General features: G+C 61.6%; 12 protein-coding genes and 4 tRNA genes. 10 read left to right on the forward strand and 6 right to left on the reverse strand.

Going from position 1 to position 14,514, the window contains the following annotated elements; all coding sequences use genetic code 11:
* Nucleotides 1–12: 12 nt before the first annotated feature.
* Both XB14_RS09365 and XB14_RS09370 read right to left on the reverse strand, forming a co-directional pair.
* A complete protein-coding gene (locus XB14_RS09365) occupies nt 13–498 on the reverse strand; it encodes a DUF192 domain-containing protein (RefSeq protein ID WP_077961320.1) in 486 nt (161 codons plus the stop codon).
* Nucleotides 498–1,076, reverse strand: coding sequence for a cold-shock protein (locus XB14_RS09370; protein ID WP_043623636.1), 579 nt, complete (start codon nt 1,074–1,076; stop codon nt 498–500). The genes XB14_RS09365 and XB14_RS09370 overlap by 1 nt, the downstream gene beginning before the upstream one ends.
* Nucleotides 1,077–1,272: 196 nt before the next feature.
* Between XB14_RS09370 and XB14_RS09375 the strand changes: the two genes are divergently transcribed.
* The 6 genes from XB14_RS09375 (at nt 1,273) to XB14_RS09400 (ending at nt 4,427) form a co-directional block, all read left to right on the forward strand.
* Nucleotides 1,273–1,713, forward strand: coding sequence for a VOC family protein (locus XB14_RS09375; RefSeq protein WP_077961321.1), 441 nt, complete (start codon nt 1,273–1,275; stop codon nt 1,711–1,713).
* 395 nt (nt 1,714–2,108) lie between these two features.
* Entirely contained in the window at nt 2,109–3,455 is a 1,347-nt protein-coding gene (locus XB14_RS09380; protein ID WP_077961322.1) for a YcbK family protein, read from the forward strand.
* A 136-nt stretch (nt 3,456–3,591) separates the two neighbouring features.
* Nucleotides 3,592–3,666 (forward strand) — tRNA-Glu (locus tag XB14_RS09385).
* A 199-nt stretch (nt 3,667–3,865) separates the two neighbouring features.
* Nucleotides 3,866–3,940: transfer RNA gene (locus tag XB14_RS09390), tRNA-Glu, on the forward strand.
* Nucleotides 3,941–4,139: 199 nt separating this feature from the next.
* A tRNA-Glu gene (locus XB14_RS09395) sits at nt 4,140–4,214 on the forward strand.
* 138 nt (nt 4,215–4,352) lie between these two features.
* Nucleotides 4,353–4,427 (forward strand) — tRNA-Glu (locus tag XB14_RS09400).
* Between the two features lie 631 nt (nt 4,428–5,058).
* Here the strand turns inward: XB14_RS09400 and recJ are convergent.
* The 4 genes from recJ to XB14_RS09425 form a co-directional block, all read right to left on the reverse strand.
* Nucleotides 5,059–6,861: a single-stranded-DNA-specific exonuclease RecJ gene (gene recJ / locus XB14_RS09410; RefSeq protein ID WP_077961324.1), complete on the reverse strand. Its 1,803-nt coding sequence runs from the start codon at nt 6,859–6,861 to the stop codon at nt 5,059–5,061.
* Nucleotides 6,862–7,094: 233 nt separating this feature from the next.
* Nucleotides 7,095–8,417, reverse strand: a complete 1,323-nt coding sequence (locus XB14_RS09415; RefSeq protein WP_077961325.1) for a homoserine dehydrogenase — start codon at nt 8,415–8,417, stop codon at nt 7,095–7,097.
* 92 nt (nt 8,418–8,509) lie between these two features.
* The gene (locus XB14_RS09420) at nt 8,510–9,727 is read right to left on the reverse strand and encodes an LL-diaminopimelate aminotransferase (protein WP_077961326.1); all 1,218 of its coding nucleotides are present in this window, start codon (nt 9,725–9,727) and stop codon (nt 8,510–8,512) included.
* Between the two features lie 126 nt (nt 9,728–9,853).
* Nucleotides 9,854–10,162, reverse strand: a complete 309-nt coding sequence (locus tag XB14_RS09425; protein ID WP_077961327.1) for a hypothetical protein — start codon at nt 10,160–10,162, stop codon at nt 9,854–9,856.
* A gap of 105 nt (nt 10,163–10,267) precedes the next feature.
* On the opposite strand from XB14_RS09425, the gene phaC reads away from it, so the two are divergent.
* The 4 genes from phaC to radC are packed head-to-tail and all read left to right on the forward strand — an operon-like array spanning nt 10,268 to nt 14,504.
* Nucleotides 10,268–12,109, forward strand: a complete 1,842-nt coding sequence (gene phaC / locus XB14_RS09430; RefSeq protein WP_077961328.1) for a poly(3-hydroxyalkanoate) polymerase subunit PhaC — start codon at nt 10,268–10,270, stop codon at nt 12,107–12,109.
* Nucleotides 12,110–12,129: 20 nt separating this feature from the next.
* The gene (gene sfsA / locus XB14_RS09435; RefSeq protein ID WP_077961329.1) at nt 12,130–12,849 is read left to right on the forward strand and encodes a DNA/RNA nuclease SfsA; all 720 of its coding nucleotides are present in this window, start codon (nt 12,130–12,132) and stop codon (nt 12,847–12,849) included.
* A gap of 30 nt (nt 12,850–12,879) precedes the next feature.
* On the forward strand, nt 12,880–13,719 hold the full coding sequence (map, locus tag XB14_RS09440; protein WP_077961330.1) for a type I methionyl aminopeptidase: 840 nt from the start codon (nt 12,880–12,882) through the stop codon (nt 13,717–13,719).
* Nucleotides 13,716–14,504, forward strand: coding sequence for a RadC family protein (gene radC / locus XB14_RS09445; RefSeq protein WP_077961331.1), 789 nt, complete (start codon nt 13,716–13,718; stop codon nt 14,502–14,504). Before map ends, radC begins: the two co-directional genes overlap by 4 nt.
* Nucleotides 14,505–14,514: the final 10 nt, after the last annotated feature.

Genomic DNA, 14,514 nt, shown 5'->3' on the forward strand with positions numbered 1-14,514 from the left:
CGCCTCGCGCGTCTACGGCTGCGAAGCCGGGATGCGAGGACCCTCCAACCGGTCCCCGGGGCGGATTTTCAGGCGCTTGACCGTGCCCGCGTTGAGCTCAAGCACGAAAGCCACCGGTTCGCCGGAATCAATGATCGCTTCTGAAAACGGCACGGCGTCTTCGTGGATCGTCCGCACGACGCCCCTGTTGTCGATGAACAGCATATCGAGCGGCAGATGCGTGTTTCTCATCCACATCATCACGCGGCGTGTCTCGCCGAAATCGAACAGCATGCCGTGATCCGCCGCCATGGACGTGCGAAACATCAGCCCCTGCTCGCGCTGGGCGGGATCGAGGGCCAGTTCGACCGTCAGTTCGTGCACCGCCTTGTCCGCAGTCACGAGACGCATATTGTCCTGCGTGAACTGAACGTCGGCGAACGACGAAACCGTCAGTGCAAACAACAAAAAAAGCGCCAAAAGGGCGCTTTTTCCGACAGGGTCGCGAGCGACCAACATCAGTGCGACCGGCTCGTCGGCGACGGGCCGTCCGGATGAATTTCAGCGGCCATCAGGCCCTTTTCGCCATCGCCGAAACGTACGAGGACCACCTGGCCGGGCCGAAGCTCGGTGAGGCCGAAGCGCCGAAGCGTCTCCATATGAACGAAGATATCCTCCGTCCCTTCGCCGCGTGTCAGGAACCCAAAACCCTTCGTGCGGTTGAACCACTTGACCAGGACGCGCTCGAGGCCGCTGGTCGGCGTCACCTGGACGTGGGTGCGAACCGGCGGCAGCTGCGATGGATGCACCGCCGTCGACTGGTCCATGGAAAGGATGCGGAAGGCCTGGTAGCCGCGGTCGCGCTTCTGGATAAGGGCAACGACCCGCGCGCCTTCAAGAACCGTCTGGTAGCCATCGCGCCGCAGGCACGTCACATGGACCAGCACATCCTGCATGCCGTTGTCGGGCACGATGAAACCGAACCCCTTGGCGACGTCGAACCATTTGATCACGCCGGTGATTTCGATGAGGTCGAGAGCATCGCTGCCAAAGTCGTCACCATGCATGACGTCTTTTGAAGATGTTCTATCCGCCATTCTCTCCCAGCCCCTCGTTTACGCGCGACTACCGATACGGTTAACTGATTCTTATTGACCAGAATAACATCGTCCCGCCGCGGATACGCAAGACCCTCGGCATATTTTGGCCGAGAACTAATATGGGGACGCAGCCTTGCCTCTGGCTTGCTGGCGGCCCAGTATACGCCATCTTCTGCAAAACAGGGACATTGCAATGCGCTATCTGCACACGATGGTTCGCGTCAAGAATCTGGACGAGGCGTTGAACTTCTACGGCAAGATTTTCGGTTTGACGGAAATCCGCCGCTACGACAACGAAAAGGGCCGGTTTACGCTGGTGTTCCTGGCCGCGCCCGGCGACCTCGACCGCGCCCGCGGCGAACTCTCGCCCTGCCTCGAACTCACCTACAACTGGGATGCGGAAGATTATACGGGCGGGCGCAACTTCGGGCACCTCGCCTATGAAGTCGACGACATCTACGGCTTCTGCCAGCATCTGATGGAAAACGGCGTGACCATCAACCGACCGCCGCGCGATGGCCACATGGCGTTCGTGCGCTCGCCCGACGGCATTTCGATCGAGATTTTGCAGAAAGGCGAAAACCGTCCGCCGCAGGAGCCCTGGGCGTCGATGGCCAATACGGGCGCCTGGTAAGCTCCGCACAATTCTCGCAAACGAGGATGGCCGCGTGCTGCCGGCAAACCCGGCGCACGGCCGAGCCGTCGATCAGCAGCAGCTGTGAATGATCCAGGGCCTGGTCTATCCGGGCCTTTGCATGTCGGAAACATGCGGGCTCAAGGTTAGCGCCGGTTTACAAATCGCGTATCGTTGAGTATTTTTTCGCGCGAAACGTTGATGCCGGGTCCTATCCGCGATGTCTCGTGGCGGCGACCCCTTTTTGTACTTGGCCTGATCTTTTCCCGGGCGCCCATTCCGGTCGCCGCGAGAAGCATGAGTTTGTTTGTTCTGAGCGATGTTTCGGAACTGAGACTTAATGCATGACAAGGCGGGGACTTCGCCGATCATGCACGGAGAGCGGGGATAAGACGTTGCAAGATCCGGACACGAAGGGCGCAGTGCTCGTCACCATTGCGCGGGCGGCAGCCTTATCCGTCTCGCTGCTGGCTTTGAGCGGCTGCATGTCGGCAGCCGGGGAAGGCGATGCCGCGACCGCGCTGAAAGCCGAAAATCAGGTAGCCCCTGCGCAAACCGCCGAATCGGAAGGCACGGTTCAGGATGGACAGGTAGTTGCGCTCGGCAGCAATCCGCAGGCGCAACAGGCAGCCGGCGGTGCCGTAGCCCCTCAGGATGCCGGCCAGCCGCAATCACTGACGATGCAGGGCACCGGCCTGCGCGCCGCCTCCTCCAGCATCTATGGCCAGGCACCTGCCGCACAGGCAACGACGACCGGCCAGCCACAGACGACGGGAACTGTTCCGCTCCCCGCCGGCCAGCCCGGCATGAACGCAACCACCAACAGTCTTTTCAGCGGCACCCAGCGACAGCCGCTGCCGGTCATAGCGCCGCAGCAGGGGGCCGCCAACACGGCCACCGACGTAGCGAAGGACGCCGCCGCTGTCGCCGCCTATGCTCCCTCTCCCGCGCAGGACGCCACCCTTCCTGTTGCCGTTCCGGTGCCGCTGAGCGCCGAGGCTGCCGCCAGCGGACAAACCTCTTCGACGCCACAGGCGGTGGCCAATGCCGAAGCGGTACCGGCAACGACCGAGGTCGCCGCCGCGCAGCAGGCAGCACCAGAAGCCACGCCGGCAGACGATAACAAGGACACCTCCAAAACCTGGACGCTCGCGGCCCTTTTTGCCGGCAAGCGCAAGGAAAAGCCGCAGCAGGCGGCACTTCGCGCAGTGCAGCCGGCGGAAAAGAAGACGATTACCACCAGCAACGCGAGCCAGCCGCAGACGGCCTCCCTCGCCTACACGCTTCCGGGCGTCAAACTGAATTCGCTCTATAATTTCGAGCACGAAGAGCATCTCGGCGATGACGACGACGGCGCGCCGGTTCAGGTCGCATCCCTTTCAGGCCTTGCGCGCTTGGCACCAAGCGGGCTCATTCTGCAGACCGAGAAAGTCGATGCCGGCTGCTTCAAGCCAGAGCTCATGCAGATGCTGAAGAAGGTGGAGACGCATTACGGCAAGCAGGTCATGGTCACCTCGGGCCTCAGACCGATCAAGGTCAACCGCGCCAAGCAATCGCTGCATACGCGCTGCGAGGCGGCTGACATTCAGGTCCAGGGCGTCAGCAAGTGGGATCTCGCAGAATTCCTGCGCAGCGTCCCCGGCCGCGGCGGCGTCGGCACCTATTGCCATACGGAGTCGGTCCACATCGACATCGGCGCACAACGGGACTGGAACTGGCGCTGCCGGCGCGCCAAGGGATGAAGGCAACCATTTGTTTCCACGAGGGATTCCGCAAAAGTCCCTCATTGTTTGGCGCTTGTGGAATTTTTACAGAAATATGAAAATACCCGCTTGCGGTTCTGAAATCCTCTGGCTATAAGGCGCCCACACAGCGAGTGCGCCCTTCGTCTATCGGTTAGGACACCAGATTTTCATTCTGGGAAGAGGGGTTCGACTCCCCTAGGGCGTGCCACTGTGTTGACCTTCCTCTCCCAAGAAAATCGTCGTTTTTCGTATTGAAGCGGCAACTTGCCGTCCCGGAAGCATCTTCGATTCCGGGCCTTCCGACGCCGAATTTTTCTCGCCGATTTCAACAGGAAAAGCATAAAAAAACTGAGTTTGGCGCTTGCGGTATCCAGAGTCGCTGGCTATAAGGCGCCCACACAGCGAGTGCGCCCTTCGTCTATCGGTTAGGACACCAGATTTTCATTCTGGGAAGAGGGGTTCGACTCCCCTAGGGCGTGCCACTGTGTTGACCTTCCTCTCCCAAGAATATCGTCGTTTTTCGTATTGAAGCGATAACTTGCCGTCCCGGAAGCATCTTCGATTCCGGGCCTTCCGACGCCGAATTTTTCTCGTCGATTTCAACAGGAAAAGCATAAAAAAACTGAGTTTGGCGCTTGCGGTATCCAGAGTCGCTGGCTATAAGGCGCCCACACAGCGAGTGCGCCCTTCGTCTATCGGTTAGGACACCAGATTTTCATTCTGGGAAGAGGGGTTCGACTCCCCTAGGGCGTGCCACTGTGTTGAATTTCTCCCCCACATCAGCGACCATTTCACCAGCTAGCCACTGCGTATCGATTTTGCTCGTCGTTTTCGCCGGGCAAGCTTAAGATACGGGAATGTGCAGCAATCGCCTGCACTCAATCGGATACCGAGGCGCCCATCGTCTAGCGGTCAGGACGCCGCCCTCTCACGGCGGCAACACGGGTTCGATTCCCGTTGGGCGTGCCAAGGTCAAACAAATTTAGTTGACGACAGACGCAGTTAGCCAATGCTTGCAGCGCTGTTTCCCGGACTGTGGCAATGACGCGTACACTTACGGATGGTCAGCCGATTTTTGTCTGAGCGCGAAGCTTCGTCTCATTTACGCAATCTTGCCCGCCTAAAAGAATGTTGATTCCAACTCTCTTCTTATGGAAACGGGTTACGGGCATGATCGCGAGATATCTAAGCTACCCCTTATTCATCCTATCAATGTCGCTTCTTACTGCCTTGATTTTGCCCGCATACCTTCTCCGCGACCTGTATAAGATTATCATGCGATACTTTTGGATTCGAATGCCACTGCTCATCGCTTGCGTCATCGCGGCAATTTATTGGGCGCGCGAATTACCCCAACTGCACTCGTAGCGCTTGGAACTGGCGCGGAGCACCTTGGCTGGAGATGCCGCGCTGACGGATCCTTCTGGTCGCGCTTTGTGCCAACCGTCTCGGCTCTGCAAGTCCGTGCGTATGTCCCGTGACTTGCAGCGCTGTGAGTAGAAGTGGAGGCGCGCCAGCAAGGGATTAGCTGCCAAGCTCATCGCGGCCACCCGTCGACGAAGGGCTTTGTCCCTTCGACATCCGCCGCGGCGTCGGCCCGTCAAACCGCCTTCGCAGCATCCGTAACGCGTAGCTGCACACGGCGCTGGCCCTGCCAGAGATCCGCGGATACGGACCCCGCCACGTGAATCGATGCGCCGCGGTTGGCGAGCAGGAAATCCCCGAGTGGCGTTTCGGTGGCCCGAAATGCGATGCCGTCGAGCCGGCTGCCGTCCTGCCCCTCAAGCGTCACCTTGACGTGGTTGGCGCCCACCTGACGGCTGTCGCGCAGCCGGTGCTGCGGGAAAGCGAAGACCGGCTGCGGATGTGCGGAGCCATAAGGCCCCGCCTGCTCCAGGAGGTCGATGAGGTCCAGCGTCGCGCCCGAGGCCGCAAGCGCACCGTCGACCTTGAGTGTCTGGATGGCGACGAGCTCGCGCACCGCTGCCTCCGCGCGCTCCTCGAAGAACTGCCGGAGCTTGCCGAGTTTCGCGCGTTCGACCGTGAGTCCGGCAGCCATGGCGTGGCCGCCGCCCTTGATCAGCAGACCGCCATCGACGGCGGCCCGGACCATCTTGCCCATGTCGAAGCCGTTGATCGAGCGGCCGGAGCCGGTGCCGCGTCCGTTCGGGTCGAAGGCGATGGCAAAGGTCGGGCGGCGGAATTTTTCCTTGATTCGGGCGGCAAGCAACCCGACGATGCCCGGGTGCCAGTTTTCGCGCGCCGTGACGATCACCGAGGCGCCCTCGCCCGTGCCGTACTCGGCCAGAACCTCAGCCTCGGCTTCGGCCAGCATGACGGCTTCCATGGCCTGCCGCTCGCGGTTGAGTTCGTCGAGTTGGGCTGCGATCTTCTCCGCCTCCCCGGCATCCTCCATCGCCAGCAGGCGGCTGCCGAGGGCAGCATCGCCGATACGGCCACCGGCATTGATCCTCGGGCCCACGAGAAAGCCCAGATGATAGGGCGTGACCGGGCCACCGATCGCCGCCTTGCGCAAGAGGGCCGAAAGCCCGACATTGCCCATGTGCCGCGCCGCAATCAGTCCCTTGACGACATAGGCGCGGTTGAGCCCCTTGAGCGGCACGACGTCACAGACGGTCGCAAGCGCCACGAGATCGAGCTGGCCCAGCAGGTCGAAGGAGGACACACGGACATCGCCGGCACCGCGCAGAACCCGCAGCGTATTGACGAGAACCAGATAGACGACGCCGGCGGCGCAAAGATGCCCCTGCCCCGAGAGATCGTCTTCGCGGTTGGGATTGACGAGTGCATGACAGGGCGGCAGCGCCGAGCCGACCTGATGGTGGTCGATCACCACGACATCGACGCCGCGGTTTGCTGCGACAGCAAGCGCCTCGTGGCTGGTCGAACCGCAATCGACGGTCACGATGAGCTCGGCGCCGTTGTCGATCAATTGCTCGATCGCCGTCGGGTTTGGACCATAGCCCTCGAAGATCCGATCCGGAATGTAGATCTCGGCATCGATGCCGAAATGGCGGAGAAAGCGCGCCATCAGCGCCGAGGACGCGGCACCGTCGACGTCGTAGTCGCCAAAGATCACCGTCCTTTCACCGCGCTTGATAGCATTGGTCAGACGCTCCGCGGCCTTGCGGCAGTCAGTGAGCTTGTCCGGGTCCGGCATCAGCGAGCGAAGCGTCGGATCAAGAAAGCTCGCCGCATCGTCGAGCACGACGCCGCGGCCGGCCAGAACGCGACCGAGCAGATCGGAATAGCCGTGAACCTGACTGATGGCGAGTGCCCGGTTCTGGCCCGCCTGGTCGAGGCGCGACACCCAGCGCTGGCCGCTGACCGACCGCTCGACATTCAGAAAGGCCCGCTGTACCGGATCCACCAATTCGTCCATGCTCGTCCATCCGCTTGGCGCTTCATTCCTCTTAGCGCATAACCCTGGAAATCGTGACCGTTTTTGGAACGGCATACACAGAGATCCACTGTTTACGGGCGTTTGCGAGCTGTAAGCGCCCAATTCTCAAAAAGAAGCCTCACCGGCTTGCTTGCGCGGCGAGGCTTCCAATCTATCGGCGGCAAACGGCGCTGCGCGCCGTCATGCCGAGCGATCCAAGGTCCTTGTGGCCCTCAGTTCGCCTTCGGGCGTTCGATGCGAATAACCTGCGGCTCGCCGACGAGATAGCCTTCGCCTTTGATCGCCTTGATCGCGTCGCGAACGGAGTGCTCCGAGGTTGCATGCGTGACCAAGATGATCGTCTGCGGCTCGCCCGATTCCATCAGATGCTTGGAATGCTGCATGATCGATTCCAGCGAGATGCCGTTGTCGGCCATGCGCGTGGCGATGCTGGCGAAAACGCCGGTGCGGTCGACGACCTTCAGGCGGATGAAGTAGCCACCCTCGTGGCTCTGGATCTGCGCACGCTTGTAGGGCAGCAGCGCATTGGTCGGGCGGCCGAAGGCCGGCACATGCTGAGCGCCCGGGCGGCTCTTGGCAATGTCGGCGATGTCGCCAAGCACCGCCGATGCGGTCGCGTTGCCGCCGGCACCGGGGCCGACCATCAAAAGTTCACCGAGAATGTCGGATTCGATCGCGACGGCGTTGGTGACGCCGTCGACCTGGGCAATGACGGAATCATAAGGCACCATCGTCGGGTGGACGCGCTGTTCGATGCCGCTCTCGGTGCGCTGGGCGACACCCAGGAGCTTGATGCGGTAACCGAGATCGGCGGCCGCATGAATGTCGTCGATCGAGATGTTGGTGATGCCCTCGAGGTAGATGTCGTCGGCGGCAATCGCCGTGCCGAAGGCGAGGCTCGTCAGGATCGACAGCTTGTGCGCCGTGTCGTTGCCCTCGATGTCGAAGGCCGGGTCGGCTTCGGCGTAACCGAGGCGCTGCGCTTCCTTGAGGCAGGCTTCGAAGGAAAGCTCTTCCTTCTCCATCTTCGTCAGGATGTAGTTGCAGGTGCCGTTCATGATCCCGTAGACGCGCGAGATCGTGTTGCCGGTCATGGATTCGCGCAGCGCCTTGATGACCGGGATACCTCCGGCAACAGCCGCTTCGTAGTTGAGCAGCGCGCCCTTCTCCTCGGCGATCTTGGCAAGCTCGATGCCGTGGGCAGCCAGCAGCGCCTTGTTGGCGGTCACCACATGGATGCCGCGCTGCAAGGCGGCCTTGACCGCCGAATAGGCCGGATCGCCGGCACCGCCCATCAGTTCGACGAAAACGTCGATATCAGCGTCACGCGCGAGCGAAATGGCATCGTCGAACCAGGTGGTCTTCGAAAGATCGACGCCGCGATCTCGGTTGCGGTCGCGCGCCGTGACGGCCGTGGTCTCGATTGCCCGTCCGCACGTTGTCGCAAGCATCTCGTGACGATCCTGGAGGATCCGCACGAGCGAGGCACCGACGGTACCCAAGCCCGCAATGCCGATTTTGAGGGCATCTGCCATAGCCATTTCCTAACATGTAGAGAGCACACCGCGAGAACCGCGAGGCCGTTGTGGAAGGAGGCGCAACCCCAAAGGCGCGCCTCCGGTCTTACTTACCTATGGGCGTTGAGCGAGATGACGTTGTGCATCGTCTCGTCGGCGGTCGACAGGAACTTCTTGATGTTGCGCGCCGCCTGGCGGATGCGGTGCTCGTTCTCGACGAGTGCGAGACGAACGTAGTCATCCCCCTGCTCGCCGAAGCCGATGCCCGGGGCAACCGCGACATCCGCCTTTTCGACCAGAAGCTTCGAGAACTCGAGCGAACCGAGATGCCGGAATTTCTCCGGGATCTTTGCCCAGGCAAACATCGTTGCCGCCGGCGGCGGCACTTCGAAGCCGGCCTTGCCGAAGCTGTCGACCATCACGTCGCGGCGACGCTTGTAGATGTTGCGAACCTCGTGGATGTCGCTGCCGTCGCCGTTCAGCGCCTGGGTCGCGGCCACCTGGATCGGCGTGAAGGCGCCGTAGTCGAGGTAGGATTTCACCCGCGTCAACGCCGCGATCAGCCGCTCGTTGCCGACGGCAAAACCCATGCGCCAGCCCGGCATCGAGAAGGTCTTCGACATCGAGGTGAACTCGACCGTGCAGTCGATCGCGCCCGGCACTTCCAGAACCGATGGCGGCGGTGCGTCGTTGAAGTAGATTTCCGAATAGGCAAGATCCGACAGCACGATGATGTCGTGCTTCTTCGCGAACGCGATCACGTCCTTGTAGAAGTCGAGAGTCGCGACCTGCGCCGTCGGGTTCGACGGATAGTTGAGGATCAGCGCCAAAGGCTTCGGGATCGAGTGGCGAACGGCCCGTTCCAGCGGTCCGAAGAAGGTTTCGTCCGGTTCAACCGAGATCGAGCGGATGACGCCGCCGGCCATCAGGAAGCCGAACGCGTGGATCGGATAGGTGGGGTTCGGGCACAGGATCACGTCGCCAGGTGCCGTGATCGCCTGCGCCATGTTGGCGAAGCCTTCCTTGGAGCCAAGGGTGGCGACGACCTGGGTATCCGGGTTGAGCTTGACGCCGAAGCGGCGGGCGTAATAGGCGGCCTGGGCACGACGCAGCCCGGGAATGCCCTTCGACGACGAATAACGATGCGTGCGCGGGTCCTGAACGGCCTCGCAGAGCTTGTCGACAATCGACTGTGGTGTGGGAAGATCCGGATTGCCCATGCCGAGGTCGATGATGTCAGCACCGGCCGCTCGCGCGCTTGCTTTCAAACGGTTGACCTGTTCGAAAACATAGGGCGGCAAACGCCGGACTTTGTGAAACTCTTCCATCTCCAAACCTCGTTTGGCGCACGCTCCCGCCAGCGGCTCTAGCCTTTGCGAAACCGTGCGCTGTGGTGAACGGCCGTCCATGCGGCCATTGAACGCTTTGCGTCCAAATCACCGGAAAGGCAAGCGCTAATTCTGGATCTCTTTGAGCGTGTCGGCGCCGTGCTGTTCGGCGAGCGCGCGCATCTCCTTCAGACGACGCTGATATTCGGCTTCGGAGATCGCACCGGACTTGCGGGCAGCGCCGAGCGAGGCCAGCCGCGCCTGCATGTTGGCCGCCTCTTCGTTGGTCATCTGCGTCGTTGCAGCCGGCTTCTGGCCGTAGACCGAAGGGTAGTTCTCGAAGTTGGTCCCCTGGCTGTTGCAGCCAGCAAGCGTGCCTAGCAGAACGATCCCGGCAACCCAGGTGATGGAACGCTGTTTTCCGACGGCAAGCATACTGGAGACGACCTCTATTTTGATGGCGCGACGATGCGCTAGCCCTTGTAATCATTTTCGGGCAGAATGTAAAAATACAAAACAAGATGCTGTGGAGGACGCCGGGTGACAGCAGAGAGGAATGCGGAAGGCAAGGACGGCTACGCAGGCTTCGACCCCAAATCCGTCGAGCCTTACATCGTCAAGGATCCGGAAAGCCTCGCCGTCAACCTCGCCCGCGCCATGGAACAGCTTGGCAAGGCGGCTTCGGCCTGGCTGGCGCCGCGTGAATCGGGCCAGAAGTCCGATACCTTCGCCGAACCCGTCACCGATATGGTGAAGACGCTGTCCAAGGTCTCGGAGTACTGGCTCTCCGATCCCCGTCGCACGCTCGAAGCGCAGACTCACCTGATGGGCAGCTTCTTCGAGATCTGGTCGCGAACGCTTCATCGCATGTCCAGCGACGCTGCGGCGGCGGAACCACCCGCACTTTTGCGCAATGACAAGCGCTTCACCGACGAGGATTGGGTGAAGAACCCGTTCTTCGACTTCATTCGCCAGGCCTATTTCGTGACGTCCGACTGGGCCGAGCGCATGGTCGAGGACGCCGAAGGCCTCGACGACCACACGAAACACAAGGCGGCCTTCTACGTCCGGCAGGTTTCGAGTGCGCTTTCCCCGACGAACTTCGTCACCACCAATCCGCAGCTCTACCGCGAGACGGTTGCCTCAAGCGGCGCCAACCTGGTCAAGGGCATGCAGATGTTTGCCGAGGACATCGCCGCCGGCCGCGGCGACCTCAAGCTCAGGCAGACCGATACCAGCAAGTTTGCGATCGGCGAGAATATCGCGATCACGCCCGGCAAGGTCATCGCTCAGAGCGACGTCTGCCAGGTGCTGCAATATGAGGCGACGACAGAAACGGTGCTGAAACGGCCGCTCCTGATCTGCCCGCCGTGGATCAACAAGTTCTACGTGCTCGATCTCAACCCGCAGAAATCCTTCATCAAATGGGCGGTCGACCAGGGGCATACGGTTTTCGTCATTTCCTGGGTCAACCCGGACGAGCGGCATGCGACGAAGGACTGGGAATCCTATGCCCGAGAAGGTATCGGCTTTGCACTTGATATCGTCGAGCAGGCGACGGGCGAACGCGAAGTCAACGCCATCGGCTATTGCGTCGGCGGCACTCTGCTTGCCGCAACGCTCGCTTTGCATGCGGCCGAGGGCGACGACCGCATCCGCTCGGCAACGCTCTTCACGACGCAGGTCGATTTCACCCATGCGGGTGACCTCAAGGTCTTCGTCGACGAGGATCAGATCCGCCAGATCGAACAGAACATGAGCGCGACCGGCTATCTCGACGGATCGAAGATGGCGACCGCCTTCAACATGCTACGCGCCTCGGAACTGATCTGGCCCTATTTCGTCAACAACTACCTCAAGGGCCAGGAACCCCTGCCCTTCGACCTGCTCTACTGGAACTCCGATTCGACGCGGATGCCCGCCGCCAACCACTCCTTCTACCTGCGCAACTGCTACCTCGAGAACAAGCTCTCGAAGGGCGAAATGATGCTCGCCGGGAAGAAGGTATCGCTCGGCGACGTCAACATCCCGATCTACAACCTCGCGACCAAGGAAGATCACATCGCCCCGCCGCGATCCGTCTTCCTCGGCAGCGCATCCTTCGGCGGCAAGGTCACTTATGTGCTTTCGGGCTCGGGCCACATTGCCGGTGTCGTCAACCCGCCGGACAAGGGCAAGTATCAGTTCTGGACCGGCGGGGCGCCCAAGGGCGACTTCGACGACTGGTTCAAGGCCGCCAAGGAAACGCCGGGGTCCTGGTGGCCGCATTGGCATCAATGGATCGAGAAGCTCGACAAGAAGCGCGTCCCCGCCCGCAAACCCGGCGGCCCGCTGAACACGCTCGAAGAAGCGCCGGGCTCCTACGTGCGCGCCCGCGCTTAAAGCCAGTTGCAGGACCCGTCTTGATCTTCGATCCACCGCTCGCACAGGCGACCCTCGTGCAGCGCTACAAGCGCTTTCTCTTTGATGCGATCCTGCCCGATGGCACGGCCATGACCGGGTGCTGCCCAAACACGGGTTCGATGCGCGGGCTCACGACACCCGGCTCGCGCATCTGGATGTCGGAACATGACAGCCCGACGCGAAAGTACCGGCACATGCTCGAGATCGTCGAGGCTGACGGGACCATGGTCGGCATCAACACCGGCCTGCCCAACCGACTTGCAGAAGAGGCCATCCAGCTGGGGCTCGTGTCCGATCTTCATAGCTATGCGCACAGCGCGCGCGAGCAGCGATACGGACGCAACTCGCGCATCGACATTCTCCTCAGCGACCCCGAACGCGGCCTTGCCTATGTCGAGGTCAAGAACGTGCATTTCAGCCGCACGCCCGGCCTCGCCGAATTTCCTGACAGCCCGACGACCAGGGGCGCCAAACACCTCGACGAGCTCGGCGACATGGTCGAGGCCGGTCACCGTGCCATCATGATCTATCTCGTGCAGCGGGATGACTGCGCCACTTTAAGGATCTGCCGCGAGTTCGATCCCGCCTATGCTCGTGCCTTTGATCGGGCAATGATGCGCGGGGTCGAGGCCTATGCGATCAAATGTCAGGTTTCGCCAACGCAAATCCGCCCGACCGGACTGATGGCAGTGGACGAAGCGGCCCTCGCTGCTCTATGAAATCCGACTGGAACAACTGAAAGCTTTGGAATGGTGACTTACATCGAGGCAGGGTCTGCGCCCTACAAGAACACTGGCGTTATCCGGCTGTACGGACCGGAAGGCTTTGAGGGCATGCGAAAGGCCTGCCAGGTGACTGCGCGCTGTCTGGACGAGCTCGTCTCACGGGTACAGCCGGGCGTCACCACCGACGAGATCGACCGCTTCGTCTTCGAGTTCGGCATGGACAATGGCGCGCTGCCGGCCACGCTCAACTATCGCGGCTATACGAAGTCGTCCTGCACCTCGATCAACCACGTCGTCTGCCACGGCATCCCGAACGACAAGCCGCTGCGCGAGGGCGACATTGTCAACATCGACGTCACCTATGTCGTCGATGGCTGGCATGGCGATTCGAGCCGGATGTATCCGGTCGGCGAGATCAAACGGGCGGCCGAACGACTGCTCGACGTCACCCATGAGAGCCTGATGCGCGGCATTGCCGCCGTGCGCCCCGGTGCCCGTACCGGTGCGATCGGCGAGGCGATCCAGGCCTATGCCGAAGCGGAACGCTGCTCCGTCGTGCGCGACTTCTGCGGCCACGGCGTCGGCAAGCTCTTCCACGACGCGCCGAACATCCTGCACTATGGCCGCGCCAATGAGGGGCCTGAGCTGCGCGAAGGCATGATCTTCACCATCGAGCCGATGATCAATATCGGCCGCCCGCATGTGAAGGTGCTTTCCGACGGCTGGACCGCCGTTACCCGCGACCGCTCGCTGTCAGCGCAATACGAGCACACGGTCGGTGTGACCGCCGATGGCTGCGAAATCTTCACGCTTTCGCCCGCCGGCCTGTTCAAGCCCGGCGTCAGCACGCTTGGCGCCGCATGACGAAGCGTCCGATCTCCCCTGACGGCGACATGGCGCCATCGGCGGACGAGAGGACGTTTTTCCCACAATTGCAGCTCGATGGCGCGCCGGCGGCCAAGAAGGCACCGGCGCCCGAGGCGCACTATCACGGCCATCGCGATCGCCTGAGGGCGCGCTACCGCGAAAGCGGCGATGCGGCGCTCGCCGACTACGAAATCCTGGAAATGCTGTTGTTTCGGCTGATTCCGCGCAAGGATACCAAGCCGATCGCAAAAGCCTTGCTTGCCCGCTTCGGCACGCTTGCCGGCGTCTTCGGCGCGCCGATGGCGCTGCTGCAGGAAGTCAACGGTATCGGCGAGACCGTCGCCCTCGACCTCAAGTTGATTTCCACGATCGGTCACCGCACGCTGAAAAGCGAGCTTCGCCAGAAGCAGCTTCTCTCGTCCTGGAGCGCCGTTATCGACTATTGCCACGCGGCGATGGCCTACGAGACCAAAGAGCAGTTCCGAATCCTGTTTCTCGACAAGCGCAACACGCTGATTGCCGACGAGGTGCAGCAACAGGGCACCATCGACCACACGCCCGTCTACCCGCGTGAAGTGGTCAAAAGGGCACTCGAACTCTCCGCCACCGCGATCATCCTCGTCCACAATCATCCATCCGGCGATCCGACCCCGTCGCGCGCGGATATCGACATGACGAAGCTGATCGTCGAAACGGCAAAACCGCTGGGGATCGCCGTGCACGATCACATCATCATCGGTAAGGATGGACACGTCAGCCTGAAAGGCTTGCGGCTCTTCTGATCACGCTGGC

This window comes from Ensifer adhaerens, assembly GCF_002007205.1.
Classification (GTDB): Bacteria; Pseudomonadota; Alphaproteobacteria; order Rhizobiales; family Rhizobiaceae; genus Ensifer; species Ensifer adhaerens_D.

Excerpts from the sequence above, each read along its gene's own strand:
- XB14_RS09365 (WP_077961320.1), bottom strand. The coding sequence starts at position 498 with ATGTTGGTCGCTCGCGACCCTGTCGGAAAAAGCGCCCTTTTGGCGCTT.
- XB14_RS09370 (WP_043623636.1), bottom strand. The coding sequence starts at position 1,076 with ATGGCGGATAGAACATCTTCAAAAGACGTCATGCATGGTGACGACTTT.
- XB14_RS09375 (WP_077961321.1), top strand. The coding sequence starts at position 1,273 with ATGCGCTATCTGCACACGATGGTTCGCGTCAAGAATCTGGACGAGGCG.
- recJ (WP_077961324.1), bottom strand. The coding sequence starts at position 6,861 with ATGGACGAATTGGTGGATCCGGTACAGCGGGCCTTTCTGAATGTCGAG.
- XB14_RS09415 (WP_077961325.1), bottom strand. The coding sequence starts at position 8,417 with ATGGCAGATGCCCTCAAAATCGGCATTGCGGGCTTGGGTACCGTCGGT.
- XB14_RS09420 (WP_077961326.1), bottom strand. The coding sequence starts at position 9,727 with ATGGAAGAGTTTCACAAAGTCCGGCGTTTGCCGCCCTATGTTTTCGAA.
- XB14_RS09425 (WP_077961327.1), bottom strand. The coding sequence starts at position 10,162 with ATGCTTGCCGTCGGAAAACAGCGTTCCATCACCTGGGTTGCCGGGATC.
- map (WP_077961330.1), top strand. The coding sequence starts at position 12,880 with ATGGTGACTTACATCGAGGCAGGGTCTGCGCCCTACAAGAACACTGGC.
- radC (WP_077961331.1), top strand. The coding sequence starts at position 13,716 with ATGACGAAGCGTCCGATCTCCCCTGACGGCGACATGGCGCCATCGGCG.